Source organism: Lentiprolixibacter sp., assembly GCF_982873095.1.
Genome location: NZ_CEYNTP010000046.1, coordinates 1 through 14,035, shown reverse-complemented (window position 1 = coordinate 14,035; position 14,035 = coordinate 1). Strand labels below are relative to the sequence as shown.

The 14,035-nt window shown below is 45.4% G+C and carries 19 protein-coding genes; 12 read left to right on the top strand and 7 right to left on the bottom strand.

Annotated elements, in window-relative coordinates; translation table 11 throughout:
* From AC4E7D_RS04675 to AC4E7D_RS04665, 3 genes are all read left to right on the top strand, one after another.
* Nucleotides 1-388 (top strand): undecaprenyl-diphosphate phosphatase (locus tag AC4E7D_RS04675; RefSeq protein WP_490172649.1); only part of this gene is annotated, 388 nt, incomplete at its 5' end.
* Nucleotides 389-417: 29 nt separating this feature from the next.
* A complete protein-coding gene (truB, locus tag AC4E7D_RS04670; protein ID WP_490172648.1) occupies nucleotides 418-1,125 on the top strand; it encodes a tRNA pseudouridine(55) synthase TruB in 708 nt (235 codons plus the stop codon).
* A gap of 38 nt (nucleotides 1,126-1,163) precedes the next feature.
* A complete protein-coding gene (locus AC4E7D_RS04665; protein ID WP_490172647.1) occupies nucleotides 1,164-1,901 on the top strand; it encodes a hypothetical protein in 738 nt (245 codons plus the stop codon).
* Here AC4E7D_RS04665 and AC4E7D_RS04660 read toward each other — a convergent pair.
* The 5 genes from AC4E7D_RS04660 to AC4E7D_RS04640 all read right to left on the bottom strand — a co-directional run bounded on the left by AC4E7D_RS04660 (nucleotide 1,860) and on the right by AC4E7D_RS04640 (nucleotide 7,706).
* Nucleotides 1,860-2,507, bottom strand: a complete 648-nt coding sequence (locus AC4E7D_RS04660) for a thioredoxin family protein (protein ID WP_490172646.1) — start codon at nucleotides 2,505-2,507, stop codon at nucleotides 1,860-1,862. The two genes, AC4E7D_RS04665 and AC4E7D_RS04660, sit on opposite strands and share 42 nt — an antisense overlap.
* Before the next feature lie 95 nt (nucleotides 2,508-2,602).
* Nucleotides 2,603-4,003, bottom strand: a complete 1,401-nt coding sequence (locus AC4E7D_RS04655; RefSeq protein ID WP_490172645.1) for a TolC family protein — start codon at nucleotides 4,001-4,003, stop codon at nucleotides 2,603-2,605.
* A gap of 2 nt (nucleotides 4,004-4,005) precedes the next feature.
* The gene (locus tag AC4E7D_RS04650; RefSeq protein ID WP_490172644.1) at nucleotides 4,006-5,355 is read right to left on the bottom strand and encodes an HlyD family secretion protein; all 1,350 of its coding nucleotides are present in this window, start codon (nucleotides 5,353-5,355) and stop codon (nucleotides 4,006-4,008) included.
* A gap of 4 nt (nucleotides 5,356-5,359) precedes the next feature.
* Nucleotides 5,360-7,027 (bottom strand): peptidase domain-containing ABC transporter, encoded by a 1,668-nt coding sequence (locus AC4E7D_RS04645; protein ID WP_490172643.1) that lies wholly within the window; start codon nucleotides 7,025-7,027, stop codon nucleotides 5,360-5,362.
* Nucleotides 7,020-7,706, bottom strand: coding sequence for a TetR/AcrR family transcriptional regulator (locus AC4E7D_RS04640; protein WP_490172650.1), 687 nt, complete (start codon nucleotides 7,704-7,706; stop codon nucleotides 7,020-7,022). The genes AC4E7D_RS04645 and AC4E7D_RS04640 overlap by 8 nt, the downstream gene beginning before the upstream one ends.
* A gap of 148 nt (nucleotides 7,707-7,854) precedes the next feature.
* On the opposite strand from AC4E7D_RS04640, the gene AC4E7D_RS04635 reads away from it, so the two are divergent.
* Nucleotides 7,855-8,259, top strand: coding sequence for a hypothetical protein (locus AC4E7D_RS04635; RefSeq protein WP_490172642.1), 405 nt, complete (start codon nucleotides 7,855-7,857; stop codon nucleotides 8,257-8,259).
* A gap of 12 nt (nucleotides 8,260-8,271) precedes the next feature.
* Nucleotides 8,272-8,625 (top strand): hypothetical protein, encoded by a 354-nt coding sequence (locus AC4E7D_RS04630; protein ID WP_490172641.1) that lies wholly within the window; start codon nucleotides 8,272-8,274, stop codon nucleotides 8,623-8,625.
* Nucleotides 8,626-8,721: 96 nt separating this feature from the next.
* Here the strand turns inward: AC4E7D_RS04630 and AC4E7D_RS04625 are convergent, their stop codons facing one another.
* Entirely contained in the window at nucleotides 8,722-9,645 is a 924-nt protein-coding gene (locus AC4E7D_RS04625; RefSeq protein ID WP_490172640.1) for a LysR family transcriptional regulator, read from the bottom strand.
* Nucleotides 9,646-9,740: 95 nt separating this feature from the next.
* On the opposite strand from AC4E7D_RS04625, the gene AC4E7D_RS04620 reads away from it, so the two are divergent.
* The 7 genes from AC4E7D_RS04620 to AC4E7D_RS04590 all read left to right on the top strand — a co-directional run bounded on the left by AC4E7D_RS04620 (nucleotide 9,741) and on the right by AC4E7D_RS04590 (nucleotide 13,748).
* Nucleotides 9,741-9,986, top strand: a complete 246-nt coding sequence (locus AC4E7D_RS04620) for a hypothetical protein (protein ID WP_490172639.1) — start codon at nucleotides 9,741-9,743, stop codon at nucleotides 9,984-9,986.
* Nucleotides 9,987-10,015: 29 nt separating this feature from the next.
* On the top strand, nucleotides 10,016-10,297 hold the full coding sequence (locus AC4E7D_RS04615; RefSeq protein WP_490172638.1) for a hypothetical protein: 282 nt from the start codon (nucleotides 10,016-10,018) through the stop codon (nucleotides 10,295-10,297).
* A gap of 205 nt (nucleotides 10,298-10,502) precedes the next feature.
* Nucleotides 10,503-10,886 (top strand): hypothetical protein, encoded by a 384-nt coding sequence (locus AC4E7D_RS04610; RefSeq protein WP_490172637.1) that lies wholly within the window; start codon nucleotides 10,503-10,505, stop codon nucleotides 10,884-10,886.
* Between the two features lie 8 nt (nucleotides 10,887-10,894).
* On the top strand, nucleotides 10,895-11,857 hold the full coding sequence (locus AC4E7D_RS04605; RefSeq protein ID WP_490172636.1) for a sodium-dependent bicarbonate transport family permease: 963 nt from the start codon (nucleotides 10,895-10,897) through the stop codon (nucleotides 11,855-11,857).
* 83 nt (nucleotides 11,858-11,940) lie between these two features.
* Complete coding sequence (locus AC4E7D_RS04600) at nucleotides 11,941-12,504, top strand: DNA-3-methyladenine glycosylase I (RefSeq protein ID WP_490172635.1); 564 nt, start codon at nucleotides 11,941-11,943, stop codon at nucleotides 12,502-12,504.
* Nucleotides 12,470-13,078, top strand: a complete 609-nt coding sequence (locus AC4E7D_RS04595) for a hypothetical protein (protein ID WP_490172634.1) — start codon at nucleotides 12,470-12,472, stop codon at nucleotides 13,076-13,078. Before AC4E7D_RS04600 ends, AC4E7D_RS04595 begins: the two co-directional genes overlap by 35 nt.
* Nucleotides 13,065-13,748, top strand: a complete 684-nt coding sequence (locus AC4E7D_RS04590; protein WP_490172633.1) for a DUF2490 domain-containing protein — start codon at nucleotides 13,065-13,067, stop codon at nucleotides 13,746-13,748. Before AC4E7D_RS04595 ends, AC4E7D_RS04590 begins: the two co-directional genes overlap by 14 nt.
* Here AC4E7D_RS04590 and AC4E7D_RS04585 read toward each other — a convergent pair.
* The coding region (locus tag AC4E7D_RS04585; protein WP_490172632.1) for a leucyl/phenylalanyl-tRNA--protein transferase at nucleotides 13,731-14,035 on the bottom strand (305 nt) is incomplete at its 5' end. The genes AC4E7D_RS04590 and AC4E7D_RS04585 overlap by 18 nt on opposite strands.

The following is a 14,035-nucleotide window of genomic DNA, read 5'->3' as shown; positions in this document are numbered from 1 at the left end:
CACAGATAAATCGGCCTCCTATCTCACTGCTCTGATCATCGGGATCTCCCAGGCAATAGCCGTCCTACCCGGGATCTCCCGTAGCGGGGCCACGATTTCAACTTCTGTGTTATTAGGTGTAGACAAAAGCAAGGCGGCGCGGTTTTCTTTCCTGATGGTGGTCCCTCTGATCATTGGTAAAATGGGCAAGGATATCATGGGCGGCCAAATTTCTGTTCAGGACGATAAGCTTTCCATTCTACTAATAGGATTTACAGCAGCATTTTTTGCCGGACTTTTTGCCTGTACCTGGATGATAAAGCTTGTAAAGAAGAGCAAACTCACCTATTTTGCCTTGTATTGCCTGCTCATTGGCTTGCTTGCGATTGGATATGGCTTTTTGAGCTAAGCAGGCATTACTGATATGAAACACGTATTTTGAAAAGCAAAGAAGACTTTCTGGAAGGTCAGATCCTGCTAATAGACAAACCCCTGGAATGGAGCTCATTCCAGGCAGTCAACGCCATTCGCTGGGCAATAAGCCGGAAATTCAAGTTGAAAAAGATCAAGGTGGGCCATGCTGGTACGCTGGATCCCTTGGCCTCTGGCCTGTTGCTGGTATGTACCGGGAAATTCACAAAAAAAATACCTGAACTCCAGGGCCTGGTAAAAGAATACACGGGAACCATAACCCTTGGAGCCACCAGGCCTTCCTATGACATGGAGACCGAAATTTCAGAGGAATTCCCCACAGACCATATCACAGAGGACCTTATCCGAAACACTGCAAAGAAGTTTGTCGGCAAAATCATCCAAAAACCCCCTGTTTTTTCAGCCGTAAAAAAAGGAGGAAAGCGTCTCTACGAGTATGCGCGTAAAGGGAAAGAGGTGGAAATACCCCCCCGGGAAATTGAAATCCTTGACTTCGAAATTACTAATATCGAATTGCCCAAAGTAGCGTTCCGGGTGGTCTGTAGTAAAGGTACGTACATCCGATCCCTGGCCCATGATTATGGTAAAGCCCTGCAGAGCGGGGGGTATTTGTCAGCCCTCAGAAGAACCAAAATAGGGGATTATCACGTAAATAATGGGATAACGCCTAATGAATTCAAGGAAAATTTGCATATTGAAGGTGCTAATCCCTGATTCAACGGTTGTCATAAGCAGTCAATTTTTGGCATCAAATGAGTAGCCCTATAGATCTAAATAGAAGTCAGCTTTCCTTGTTGATCACGATATTCTCCCTGTCTATCGTGGTGCTCATGCTATTCAATATTCATCTTGGTGCCAAAGAACAAGACGAGTACGTTATTGAACTCAGTCTGGCCGACGAAGAACTGGAAGCCATATTGGAAGAGGAAGAACGAAAACAAACCCTTGCCAATACCGACCCGGTGGAGAGTCATATGGCTCTTAATGAGGCCGCTAAACCCACTTTTGACAATCCCGAACCCCTGAAGACTTTGGAAGAAATCCTGCAGGAACGAGCGGAAGGGATGGATGCCGAGGAGGCCCGTGATTTTCTGAGTTCTGATAACGGGTACTCCACCAACCTAAAGGAGATCCTGCAGCAAAGGGAAATGAACAAACAAAAATTGGATGAGATCGAAGCCAAGAAAAAGGCCTTCAGCAATGACCTTAAAAATAAAAGGACCTCTGTTTCCTATTCGCTGGTAGACCGATTCAGCTATGAATTACCTCCGCCAATTTACACCTGTATCGAGGGCGGCAAGGTGGTTATCAACATCAAAGTGGGGGCAGATGGCTTCGTACAGGAAGCTTCGTTTAACAGCAAGAGCTCAAATACCACTAATGGCTGTCTGGTTGATAATGCGATCACCTATGCCCTAAAGGCCCGTTTTGACCCTTCCAGCAAAAGTTCACAGATCGGGACCATCACCTACCTCTTTCAAAGCAAGTAGGCCTATCAGGTCTTCAACGGTATGATAGCCTTTGTCTTTATTGTACCAAAGCTGCAAATCTTCTTTAAACTCGGGGCTTAACTGGCCATTTTCTGCCTTAAATGCCCTGACTTTTTCTGCTGCTACCCCGGGCCTGGAGCCCCATTCCCCCAAAACCTCCAGTGTAGCCTGATCCAACATAATCAACTTGGGTATGGCCCGGGCGCCATCAGTTAAGAAATGGTCCATTAGTTCCGGATGTTCATCCCGGAGCAATACTCGATATGTAATCCCTGGGTTCAGACTGGCCATTTTATGCATTACCGGCATACTGGGTGCCGCGTCACCACACCAGCTCTCAGTCAGGACCAGCCACAAGACCTGGCCATCAAAGGCCTGAATACGTTCTATCTGTTCCTGTGAAAATTTAAGGGTTTTGTCCCAGCGCTTCATCCGCCTGCTATTCAATTGGGTATACCCAATAAGGGATGCTGATTTTGTATCCCCGGTTGTATCCCCGTCCGCTGCCAGCTGGTCAACAAGTTTTCGATAGTCCTCATAGGACATGGCCTTAGGTATCGCGTTTCTCAAAAGATCGTGAACTCTGTTTTTAACTCCCTTTTCCATTAAAACCTTTCTTGTGATCTAACCTCGCCAAAAGTAGTAGACTAAGATTCAATTTCCTTACAAATTATTGGAATAAATATGATGCGCAGTAAGGATTATAAATTTTCCGGGTTAATTGCCAGGCTGCGGAAAAGTTTTGCTTTGGCCGAAAAATATTTGTTTTGAACCTGGTTGCGCTTCAGTTCTGCCTCAATAAGTTTACTTTCCCTGGAATTGATCAGGAATAGCGAACTTTCTCCGAAACTGAATTTGCGTTCTTCAGCAGCCAGTAAGGTATTGTAGTCCGATACAATAGAGGCGATCAACCTGTTCTGACTCTCAAAGGAATTGAGCTCTGTGTAGATCGCCCGTATCTTGTTGCGTATCTCCACCTCTGCATTATCAAATTCAAACTGGGCATCCCGGAGCTTGAATTTAGCTAACTTCAGATCCCCTCTTTCCTTTCTCAGGAACAGGGGCAGGCGGACATTTATCCCCCCTTTATACTGATCGGTGACAAAGGAATTGATCAACTCCGGTGTTTCTGTCAGAAAGTTGTACTCCAAATCTATCCTTGGTAATAATTTATTTGCTTTGAGCCTCTTGTCTACTTCAAGGCCCGCCACCTTGTACCCCAGGGACCGAAGTTTAGGATGGCTTTCCATGGTAAAACTGTCCAGAGGTGCCCCCCCGATTTCGAGTGTAAGGTCAATTTCCTCGTCCAAACGGATATCCGGGATCACATTCTCCTGCAATTCCACCGGCACATTATCCGCCAACCAGAGGAAATTGGCCAGTTGCAGTGATTTATTAAAATAGGTCACATTGGCCTGCTCCAGGCTGAGTTGCCTGTTTTCCACGGCTATTTTAGCTTCAACGGTATCAATAGCTGCCAAATCACCCGCCAGGGCACTTCGCCGGATCCCGTTAAACCGTATGCGCGCATTGCTTAGAAAATTCCGGTATACCTCCCTGTCGCGATATGCCTGCAACCAGTCAAAATACGCCCTGGAGGCTTCAAATAAAATGGTGTTAACTGCCAGGTCCCTGTCTGCTTTGGTCTGCTCCCGGAAGAGCTTGGCTTTTCTTAGGGTAGCCATCCTGTCGTTTATCCACAAGCCCTGGGCTACGGGAACGGATACTCCTGCACTGTAAAGGCCGTCAACGGGAACGGTTTCAGACGGACTTATAAAAGCCCCTTCGTTCTGTTCAAAATTGCCTTTAAACTCTATCCCAAACCAGGTAGGCACCTTAAAGGTGGCATTGAGGCGATCCCAGTATTCGGTTCCTTTGAACTGCTTGCGCTCATAATCCAGTTCCAGTTTGGGATCAAATCCCCCACGGGCTTTCATAAGATTGGCCTGTCCCACTCCAATTTGCAGTTCCGCCTGGCGTGCAATGGGATGGTACTTCTTCACATATCCCAGGTATTCCTTGAAATTGAGCACAAGTGTATCCTGGGCCGCTCCATGAAAGAGGCCTAAAAAGGTTAGAAGTATGAAAGCAAACTGCCTCATTGTTATTTCTTTTCTGCCGTTTGGTTATCAAAGGGTTGATAATAGTTCGGGGGGAAGCCATTAAGCTGCCTCCACAGTTCAAACCAGATAGGGACATCCTCCAGCAGGGCCAGGGTGTTCGCCCCTGAACCCACCCTCAGGTCCACGGGCCAGGGATGGTCCTCCGGATCTGGCGCTACCAGAACGCGGTACTTTCCATTGCTGCTGATAAATGTCTCAATGGCTACCACTTCCCCTCCATAGGTGCCGTAGGAAACGTTGGGCCAACCGCTGAAAATAATAGCTGGCCAGCCGTCGAACTGTATTCGTACTTTCTCCTTCAGGTGGATCAATGGCAGGTCTATCGGCTTCACAAAAGTTTCCACCGCCATCTCGTACTCCGAAGGCATTATTCCCACCAATTGCTCCCCTTCTTTAAAGGTTTCTCCAACTCCTGCCCGCAAGGCTTTATTTATAAAACCGCTCTGAGGTGCACGGATGTAGTATAAATTGTTCCGGATCTCATAGTTGGTATACTCATTCTGAAGTTTGGTAACCTGGGCTTCGGTATCAAACTGATTACTTTCCGCTGTAAACTTATCGCTTTGTGCCTTGGAGATCTTATCTGTATAGGAGGCCTCCACCCTGTTGATTTCTACTTCGGCATTGATCACTTCGTTTTTGCTCGCCAGAAGTTTATTTTGCTGAGAGATTAGCTTTGCCTGTGCCTCCTGTAATTTCAAGCGTTTCTCTTCCACACTGGTGACAGGTTTTAACCCTTCCCTCTCGAGTTGTACCACACGGTCGTACTGTCGCTCAGCGATGGTAATGTTGGTCTTTGCCGCCTCAAGGTCGATACTATCACTCTGTACTTTTAGCTTGGCCTGCAACAGTTTGTTACGGGCCTGCTCCAGTTTCAGCCCCCTTTCTTTGGTAAGGGCATTGATCTGGTTGTTCAGCGCTTTTACTTTCTCCTGATAGGAACTTACAGAAAGAGATTTGGCGCGGATTTGCTGTCCCGTACGCTCCACCAACTGGGGGTCGAAGTACTCGTTCTTAATCTCCGAGATATGGAGGATGGTATCTCCTTTTTGCACAAAATCCCCTTCCCTGACATACCAACGCTCAATCCTTCCCGGAATGGGCGATTGTATGGTCTGAGGCCGCTGGTCGGGCTTCAGGGTTGTTAAGTACCCTTTTCCCGAGATGGTTTGCGTCCACGGCAGGAACAGGATAATCAACAGTATTGCGGCAAATATTAACAAGAACCGGTTGAAGTGCTTGTAGTGCCGGGTATGGAAAACCTTACTTGCTGATTTAAAACGCAGCAGGTCAACCTTCTGATTTAATTTGTTTGGTGATATATTCAGCATGATGCTAACTTTCTTCTACTATTTTTCCGTTTTTCATTGTAATGATCCGGCTACAGCGGGCTTTCCAATCCGTATTGTGACTTACCACGATCAGTGCCCAGGGATTGGATTTATCCGTAAGGAAGGTCATGATTCTCTTGGCCTCATCCCTGTCAAAATGATCCAGTGGGTCTTTCAGGATCAGTAATCTGGGCCGTTTAACAATACTCCGGGCCAGAACTATTTTCTTCGCGATCACATAGGGGATTTGCCTTCCCTCGGGATGGAGGGTGCTCTTTAGCCCGTGGGGTTGCTCCTTCACAAATTGAGTCAGTCCCGCGTGATCCAGTGCCCAGTAGACATCCTCCTCAGAGATATTTTTGTCTCCAAAAGTGATGTTTTCAAGGATACTCCCTTCGAAAGGAGATTCTTCCGCAAGGGATTTTCCGATATGTGAACGGTAATAGTTCAGGTTGAGGCTTCTGAGCGAAACATTGTTCACAAAAATGGAACCACTGGTAGGTTCAATTATGCCTGCTATAAGCCTTAACAAGGTGGATTTACCGGAACCACTATTCCCCTGAAGCAGAATGGTGCAGTCCGGAGTGATCGAAAATGACACCCCACTCACAATTTCCTTCTCCCGAGCTGGCACATTATAGCTGACCTGATCCAGCTCTACTAGGAAACCTTCATTTTCCGCGAAGGGTTTTTCGCCATCTTGTGGCTCGAGCCCCTTGTCTACTACCTGTCCCAGCTTTTCAAGAGAGGTGAGCAGGTCATAGAAGGTCTCCAATCCAAGGATCAATTTCTCTACGGAGCTGATAACCAATAGAATGATGATCTCTGCAGCTACAAACTGACCAATGTTCATTTCCTGGTTGAGCACCAGAAGTCCTCCAATGAGCAGCAACCCAATGGTAACCAGTACCTTGAACCCGATCATCTGGATGAACTGTATTACCAGGATCTTGAAATGGCTCTCCCGTGCCCCAAGATATTCCTCCACAAGAACATCGTTCTTATCCATGGCCAGGCTTGTTCTCCCGGAGAGCTTAAAGCTAACAATAGATCGTGCAACCTCCTGTATCCAGTGGGCCACCTTATATTTGCTCTTGGATTCCTCAAGGCTGGTTTCCAGTCCCCGCTGTGCAGTAAACCTGAATACCAAATAGATCAGAATCAACAACAGGATGCCATAGATGATAAAAAATGGGTGATAAAATGAGAGCAGCATCAACCCGAAAAGGATCTGCAATAAGGAAGCGGGGAAATCTATAAGGATCTTGGCCAGTCCCTTCTGTACGGTAAGCGTATCAAAAAAGCGGTTGGCCAACTCCGGCGGATAATAATCCCGTAATTCGCTCATTTTGATCTTGGGGAATCGGTAAGAAAACTCAAAAGATGCCCGTGTAAAGATCTTCTGCTGCACATTTTCGATGATCCGTATCTGCATTAACTGAAGCACCCCCCCAAAGGCAACCCCAAGGGTGACCAATATCACGAGAACAATCCAGGAAGTACTCACCTGTGCACCCTGAATAAGGTTGATAATTGCCTGAATACCCAGTGGAAGCGTCAGGTTTACCAAACCTGCGAAAATGGCATAATAGAAGGTTTGCAGAATATCCCGTTTATCGAGTCTCAGCATACCAATTAGCCGCTGCCAGGCGGTAAGTACGTTTTTAGCCATTGTAGTCTTTTTTTAAGGTTTTAAAAACCAGATCAACAAAGAAATCTGCTGGGGGAATGTCATCATTACAATCGGTCATAGAGGCGAAATGATCCATGAGAAAATACTGGTGCAACCCGCCTTCCAGGATGGTACTGGCAAGACTGGCCGGGTAATCATAGTCTGGATTTACCGCTTGTATCATCTCGCGAATGCGGTTAACTAACCGTTTGTAGATCACAAAATACCCTTCCTTGTTCTCCATATCCACTTCCTTGGTCAGGTAGGATTTGGAGTACTCGTTGATCACAATTTTGTTCAGCAGGATCTCATTGATATGTGAAAAAGATGCGTCTACCTCGGTTGCCCGCGTGAGAATGCGTATTGCCGTGGCCAGTTTATCCTCGGGCTTGGGGATGCTATTCGTGGCAAAGACCAGTTGATACTCCAGCCATCCCCAATACCATGAAGCAAGGTATAGCAGCAACTTGTGCTTATTTTCGAAATACCGGTAAATAGAACTTTCATTGGACCCGATCCTTTGACCCAGCTTTTTAAAGGTAAATGCCTCAAAGCCCATATCATGGATCATATGGATACCGTGTTCAATGATCCGTTTGCCCAAATCTGAGGACTCAGGATCCTTAACATAGATCTTTTCATTGATCGCGATCTTCACTGATTTCAACAACCTTTCCATACGCTTTTCTTTAATCGAACGCAAATATAATAGTATTACTATCATATATTAATAGTTTAACTTTCTTTTAACATTAGTAATACTTTGTAAAATGTTATGAGATATTATATTCGCAAAACGCAGCATATAATTCCTGCAATGCCATAAAATGAGGTACGGGATTCGAGCTTATTTTACGATATTTGTAATAACAGCCTGCTCCGCAGCGGCACAGGACAAAGTGTATTCCCTGGACGCCTATGAGTTTGATGCTCCGCAAACAGCATCTGTTTTAGATCCTGTTAGCCGCAAACTCGACTTGCAGAAGGATAAATTTTTGACCTTGTCAGATCCCCTGGGGCAATTTATACTGAACCAGGGCATGGGAAAGACCGTTAACATTTATGGGAAAACACTTATCATAGAAGAGGTAAACCCGCAGAGTGATGGCTCGGTAGAACTGGTCATGCGTCAGGAAAATGGAAAGGATTTTTTTAACTATTATCCTAAGGTCCGGGCGCGATTAAATCTGAAAGCAAGTATAAAAGAAGATAAGCTTGAAGTTGAATTCTAAAAAAGTAGTCGTATGAAAGCAATTGTATTGAGTCTTTTACTATTCGGATGGTACAGTATTTTTCCTCCGGAAAACAATCCACAGGAGGTACAGGTAAATGATGTATTGGTGATTCAGGAACCTTCGGGTCCGGATTTTAAGCACATTCATTTTCCAAGAAAAAATTTCATCATCAAAAGGGGTGGCATTGCCGGCATGAAACAAGTCTCCGGAAAGAAAGTAGTGGTTGAGTCCGTCTCTTATGACAAGGAAGGCAATACAATTGTAACCCTAAGCAGGATGGATGGCTTGAAATTCTTCAGGGCATTCCCAACTGTTACTGCATCCCTGGAAAGCGCACTTGAGTCAGGGGAGCTTAGCCAATAAAAAGTTCTACAAGCACCGGTCACCAGCAGATTCCAAACCGTTAACTCATTCGTTCTCAGGCCGGTGCTTTATTTCTCCCTGCTATGCCTTTAATTCCTAATACTCTTTTATCCAGCTAAACTGTTGGGCGATGATCTCGTCCTTCTCTGCCTTTATATATTCCAGGAAAGCTTCGGCTGCCGGCGATAAGGCTTTTGACTTTAACCAGATCAGGTTCCAGGTCGTGGAAATGGGCAAGCCCTTCACCGGAATGATTTGCAGGTCCTTATTCCTTAATTCGTTCTTGATACCAATCAACGGCATGATGGAGCATCCGAGGCCGGCGATGACGGCCTGCTTGACCGCTTCATTGGAGGTGAGTTCAATCTTTTTAGGGGCAGGGAGCCGGATTTTCGCCAAAAAAGCCTCCATGGCATTACGTGTGGCAGAACCCATCTCCCGAAATATGAGTGGCAATTCCTCGAACAACTGACGCTTGCTCGCCGAATTTTTCAGGTCGAGATGAGAGGCCCCAACGTAAAACAACTTGTTTTCCATTAGTTCCACTGTATTTATCTTGAGCTTTTTGGGAAGTACAGAAACAAGGGCAAAATCCACTTCGTTGTTCTCAAGGCTTTCCACTACGCGCGATTTATTGGTAACATCCATGATCAGATCCACACCACGGTGCTTGTCCATGAACCCGGATAAAAAGTAGGGAATAACATACTTTCCGGTAGAAACCACAGAAATATTTAGACGTCCGGCCAGTTTTCCTTTGTAAGAAAGTGTCTTATAGTTTATGGCATACACTTCATTGAGAATTTTTTCAGCAGCATCCGCGATCTCCTTGCCAAATTCTGTCACAAACAATTGTCTTCCCACCACCTCAGTAAGGGGGATTGAAAACTGATCCTGGAATTTTTTAAGTTGAATTGATACCGCTGGCTGGGTCAGGTGCAACTCCTCTGAGGCTTTAGTAATGCTCTGATGCTGAGCAATTTTCAAGAAAACCTGCAACTGATGTAACGTATAATTCATAATTTATGTTTATGTTTTACATTACAAATATAAATATTTATTTATTATTATTATTTCTCATCTTTGCCTCGGAAAAACAGAATGGGAAAAAAGCTATGCAAAGATCACCAATAGAAAACGGGGTCATCCGACTTAATAACAGTCGGATCCCAACCCAAAGTAAAAAGGACAAGCGAAAGGTATTCTACGATGCCTTTCTTTTTTTGCTCCTTCTGAATCTGATGGGTGTGGCCCTGGTATTCTCCTTCCTCAATAACTACCTGTTCATGGACAGGTTGTTAGCAGGGGGGTTCATCTTGGGAGCAGTTACACTATTAAAAGCATTAAACTCAAAAATTTAACCGTGGGCAACCACAAAGCAGCATCTATTATGAAAACAAAACAGAACATTCAGCTCGTAGATGGCGAGTTTACGCCTTCTGAGGCCTCAGATGTGATCATCTCTCTCATTGATCAGAAGATCAACTTTCACAAGTTACAGCGGCTTGCACTTTGCGAAGGATACTATGGCGCAGATACGGAATATCCGGACAGTCGCATTGGTGAACTCCAGGCAGAAAAGGAGATCGCCAGAGAATTCATTTCCGAGGTGCGTTACCAGGGAAAAAAATTAAAGATAAACGGCGTACTTGAAATCACACTGGCAGACTAAAGGGCTGGCCATGGGCCTGAAGCGTATGGGCCATACAGCTCCCAAACAGTTGTGCCTCCGCCCATGAATCAGCAAAAGCTCAAACAACTTGCATAATTTTTATTTATGCATTATATAAATATATTAAATATTAATTAATGTATTTACAACCTTCTTTTTACTATTGATCTCGATATCATCGTAACCAAAAACAAATACATATTAGATGGAAAACATACTTACCCGCTGGGTCAGGAGTGGTAAAAAGAAAAAGAGGGTGAGCAAGAATTCCCCGGGGCAGCAGAACACATCCCCGGGGAGTATTACCCTTGTAAAAGGCACTTTTAGTCCGTCCGATGCCGCAGATGTATTGTTGACGCTGATCAATGATAAGATCAAGTTTCACAGCATTCAGATCCTGAATCTTCACGATGGCGCCGACCAGGATATCAGTTATTCGGAGGAGCGCATCAAAGCCTTAAAAGCAGCAAAAAAAGAAATAACAGAAATGGTCGTACACGCAAGGAACAAAGGACTGGTACTGGAGATCAACAGCCATATAGACGTGCGGATGCGACCTCAATCCATCAACCAGGAAAATAACTCTTAAAGCCCGATATGGACTTACATCTCCTGCTCGACAATTTAACCAATCCAGCCTTGCTGTTCTTCTTTCTCGGGATAATTGCCGTACAACTGAAGAGCGATCTGGAAATCCCCGCAAACTCTTCAAAGTTCATATCCCTTTACCTTTTATTCTCTATCGGTTTTAAGGGTGGACAGGAGTTGGCACACAGTGAACTGAACCTGGAGATCCTCTGGTCACTCCTTTTCGGCATCTTCCTGGCGCTACTGGTACCTTTATACACCTTTTTCGCCCTGAAACGAAAATTCAGTATTGAAAACGCAGGGGCAATCGCAGCCGCTTATGGTTCGGTAAGTGCCGTAACCTTTGTTACCGCAGTATCCTTTCTGGAAATAGAAAAAATTGATTTTGGCGGGCATATGGTCGCTGTAATGGCCCTTATGGAGGCCCCGTCCATTATCATTGGTGTATTGCTAATGGCCCTGTTCGCGGGTAGCTACAAAAAAGGGATCAAACTGGGTAAAATCGCCCACCATTCCCTCACCAATGGCAGTGTGCTGCTGATTCTGGGAAGTCTGCTCATCGGCTTTTTAGCGAATGACGCACAGGCAAGGGGAATTGCCCCGTTTACCACCGACATTTTTAAAGGGTTCCTTGCGGTATTCCTCCTGGATATGGGGATTACCAGTGGGAAAAAGCTATCCTCGTTCCTTAAAAAGGGAGGTTTTGCAACCCTGTTTTCCATAGTAGTTCCCATTATTAACGGATGTGCGGTAGCCATGGTCAGCAGTTTGGTCACTGAAAGCACGGGCAATCGTTTTCTCTTTGCCATATTGGCGGCCAGTGCCTCCTATATCGCTGTACCGGCAGCCATGCGACTGGCCGCGCCTAAGGCCAATCCCAGTCTTTACATCCCTATGGCACTCGCCATCACCTTCCCCTTCAATATCACCCTGGGCATGCCGCTTTATCTTTTCATCATTCAATTGACCTAAAACCTTCCTGCAGTATTGCCTTAACTTTCATAAATTCAGTATCTTGAATTCTCACAGAATTAGGTGTTGGAAACATGCCCGATATGCACAAAAACAGGTGTGGCTGGTGTTTGGGAGACCCCTTATACGAAGCCTACCACGATGAAGAATGGGGGGTTCCTGTAAAAGATGACCAAACCCTCTTTGAATTTTTAACCCTGGAAACCTTTCAGGCAGGCCTTAGCTGGATAACGGTCCTGCGCAAGCGCGAGAATTTCAGGAAGGCTTTTGATCAATTCGATTACCACAAAATTGCGGGATACGATGCTACTAAAATTGCCCGTCTTTTGCAGGACACGGGCATTATTCGCAACCGTCTGAAAGTTAAGGCCACGGTCACCAATGCACAGGCATTTTTAAAAGTTCAGGAAGAATTTGGTAGTTTCAGCACATATATCTGGGGGTTTGTAAACGACAAACCGATTAAAAATAATATCTCAGATTACCGTGAAGCACCTGCCACCACACCGCTTTCAGACACGCTCAGCAGGGATTTGAAAAAGCGCGGCTTCAAGTTTGTGGGAAGCACGGTGGTCTATGCCCATATGCAGGCCACCGGAATGGTAAATGATCATGAAATCAGTTGTTTTCGATATGATGAAGTATAGCAAACTACTCTCCCTTTTGCTCCTGCTTTTTTTCTTTTCAGCAGGGGCGCAGGACAAATACGAGCGAGAATATCGCATCAGGCAAGCCCAATTCCCTGAAAATGCCCTCGGCTTCCTTGACTCCTATCTCAAGGATGCCAAGCGAATAAGGTTCTATAAGGAAGTGGATAGTGCAAAGATCAGCTTTGAAGCCAAGTTTAAAAAAGACCGGCTATATTACAGTATTGAGTTCGATGATAAGGGAACCCTTGAAGATGTGGAAATCCAAATTGCAGAGGTGGATATCCCTCAGGAGAGCTTCCTGGCTATGTCAGAGTATTTGAAATCAAATTTCAGGAAATACCGGATCCGAAAAATACAACAGCAATATCCCCTTTCTGCTTTTGGTTCTGTGGAGGAAACCCTGGCAATAGCATTTCAAAATCTCCTGGACCCGAAAATAAATTACGAACTGATTGTGGCAGGTAAGAGGGATCGTTTTTTCCAGGACTATGAAATTCTTTTTGACGCCAATGGAAAATTCATACGCCTGAGGAAATCGCTCCCGGCAAACTACGACCATGTTCTATATTAGGGCTTGTCTGCTCGTAATAGTGCTGTTTTTCTTCCCAAGCTTAAGGGGACAGGACAATTTTGTCGCTTACTGGCAACCGGCAACATCGATCAACTACATGGTGGCGCCGGGATACCAACACAATTTCTCCCTGACCAATCGCAGCTACGCATACAGGGATAATCAGTGGGAACTTTCCGGCAGGCAACTGGATCTTGCCCATTTTTCCACCTGGAAATTTGTGGACAACCAAAGTGTTGGTTTTGGCTTGCAGTACCGGTTCCGAAAATGGTTTGAACCTGATCGGGGCAATGAACTACGTCTCACGCAGCAATACAATTATACCCGCAAGCCATTTACAACTCGATTTGGGCAACGATTAAGGGCTGAGCAGCGCATCTTTAAAAGCCGTACTATTCACCGTTTCCGATATCGTTTCGCCCTGGACCGCCCCCTGATGGGTGAAAAGCTGGATGTTGGGGAACCCTACCTGGTAGCAACAGGCGAGATCTTGCTAAGTGTGAGTAACGCCCAGATTCCGCAATGGGATCACAGGTTGGGTTTTAATGCCGGATGGCTGATTACAAGTGGCACCAAGCTTCAGGCTGGTATCGAATACCGCATGGAGGATTTTTCGAATTTAGCAACGGATGTTTTCTTCCTGAACACAACTTTAGTCCTTTCCCTTTAAAATCCTGAGGTAAGTGTCTAGCGGGATTTCCTCAGCTCCCATACTTTCCAGATGTGGCGTATACAATTGGCAATCGATTAGCTGGTATCCTTTATCCTGAAGCTCCTTTGCAAGTTTTATCAAGGCAAATTTAGAAGCATTTGTTGCGCGGGAGAACATGCTTTCCCCGCAGAAAACGTGCCCAAGATCAATTCCGTATAAACCTCCAACCAACTCTCCTTCCTGCCAGACTTCATAGGATTTGGCTATGCCCATTTCATATAGTTTTAAATAGGCATTCTTCATTT

What these genes read in the sequence shown, in the direction of transcription:
- AC4E7D_RS04665 (WP_490172647.1), top strand. Translation starts at nt 1,164, where the DNA reads ATGAGTAGCCCTATAGATCTAAATAGAAGTCAGCTTTCCTTGTTGATC.
- AC4E7D_RS04660 (WP_490172646.1), bottom strand. Translation starts at nt 2,507, where the DNA reads ATGGAAAAGGGAGTTAAAAACAGAGTTCACGATCTTTTGAGAAACGCG.
- AC4E7D_RS04655 (WP_490172645.1), bottom strand. Translation starts at nt 4,003, where the DNA reads ATGAGGCAGTTTGCTTTCATACTTCTAACCTTTTTAGGCCTCTTTCAT.
- AC4E7D_RS04650 (WP_490172644.1), bottom strand. Translation starts at nt 5,355, where the DNA reads ATGCTGAATATATCACCAAACAAATTAAATCAGAAGGTTGACCTGCTG.
- AC4E7D_RS04645 (WP_490172643.1), bottom strand. Translation starts at nt 7,027, where the DNA reads ATGGCTAAAAACGTACTTACCGCCTGGCAGCGGCTAATTGGTATGCTG.
- AC4E7D_RS04640 (WP_490172650.1), bottom strand. Translation starts at nt 7,706, where the DNA reads ATGGAAAGGTTGTTGAAATCAGTGAAGATCGCGATCAATGAAAAGATC.
- AC4E7D_RS04635 (WP_490172642.1), top strand. Translation starts at nt 7,855, where the DNA reads ATGAGGTACGGGATTCGAGCTTATTTTACGATATTTGTAATAACAGCC.
- AC4E7D_RS04630 (WP_490172641.1), top strand. Translation starts at nt 8,272, where the DNA reads ATGAAAGCAATTGTATTGAGTCTTTTACTATTCGGATGGTACAGTATT.
- AC4E7D_RS04625 (WP_490172640.1), bottom strand. Translation starts at nt 9,645, where the DNA reads ATGAATTATACGTTACATCAGTTGCAGGTTTTCTTGAAAATTGCTCAG.
- AC4E7D_RS04620 (WP_490172639.1), top strand. Translation starts at nt 9,741, where the DNA reads ATGCAAAGATCACCAATAGAAAACGGGGTCATCCGACTTAATAACAGT.
- AC4E7D_RS04615 (WP_490172638.1), top strand. Translation starts at nt 10,016, where the DNA reads ATGAAAACAAAACAGAACATTCAGCTCGTAGATGGCGAGTTTACGCCT.
- AC4E7D_RS04610 (WP_490172637.1), top strand. Translation starts at nt 10,503, where the DNA reads ATGGAAAACATACTTACCCGCTGGGTCAGGAGTGGTAAAAAGAAAAAG.
- AC4E7D_RS04605 (WP_490172636.1), top strand. Translation starts at nt 10,895, where the DNA reads ATGGACTTACATCTCCTGCTCGACAATTTAACCAATCCAGCCTTGCTG.
- AC4E7D_RS04600 (WP_490172635.1), top strand. Translation starts at nt 11,941, where the DNA reads ATGCACAAAAACAGGTGTGGCTGGTGTTTGGGAGACCCCTTATACGAA.
- AC4E7D_RS04595 (WP_490172634.1), top strand. Translation starts at nt 12,470, where the DNA reads ATGAAATCAGTTGTTTTCGATATGATGAAGTATAGCAAACTACTCTCC.
- AC4E7D_RS04590 (WP_490172633.1), top strand. Translation starts at nt 13,065, where the DNA reads ATGTTCTATATTAGGGCTTGTCTGCTCGTAATAGTGCTGTTTTTCTTC.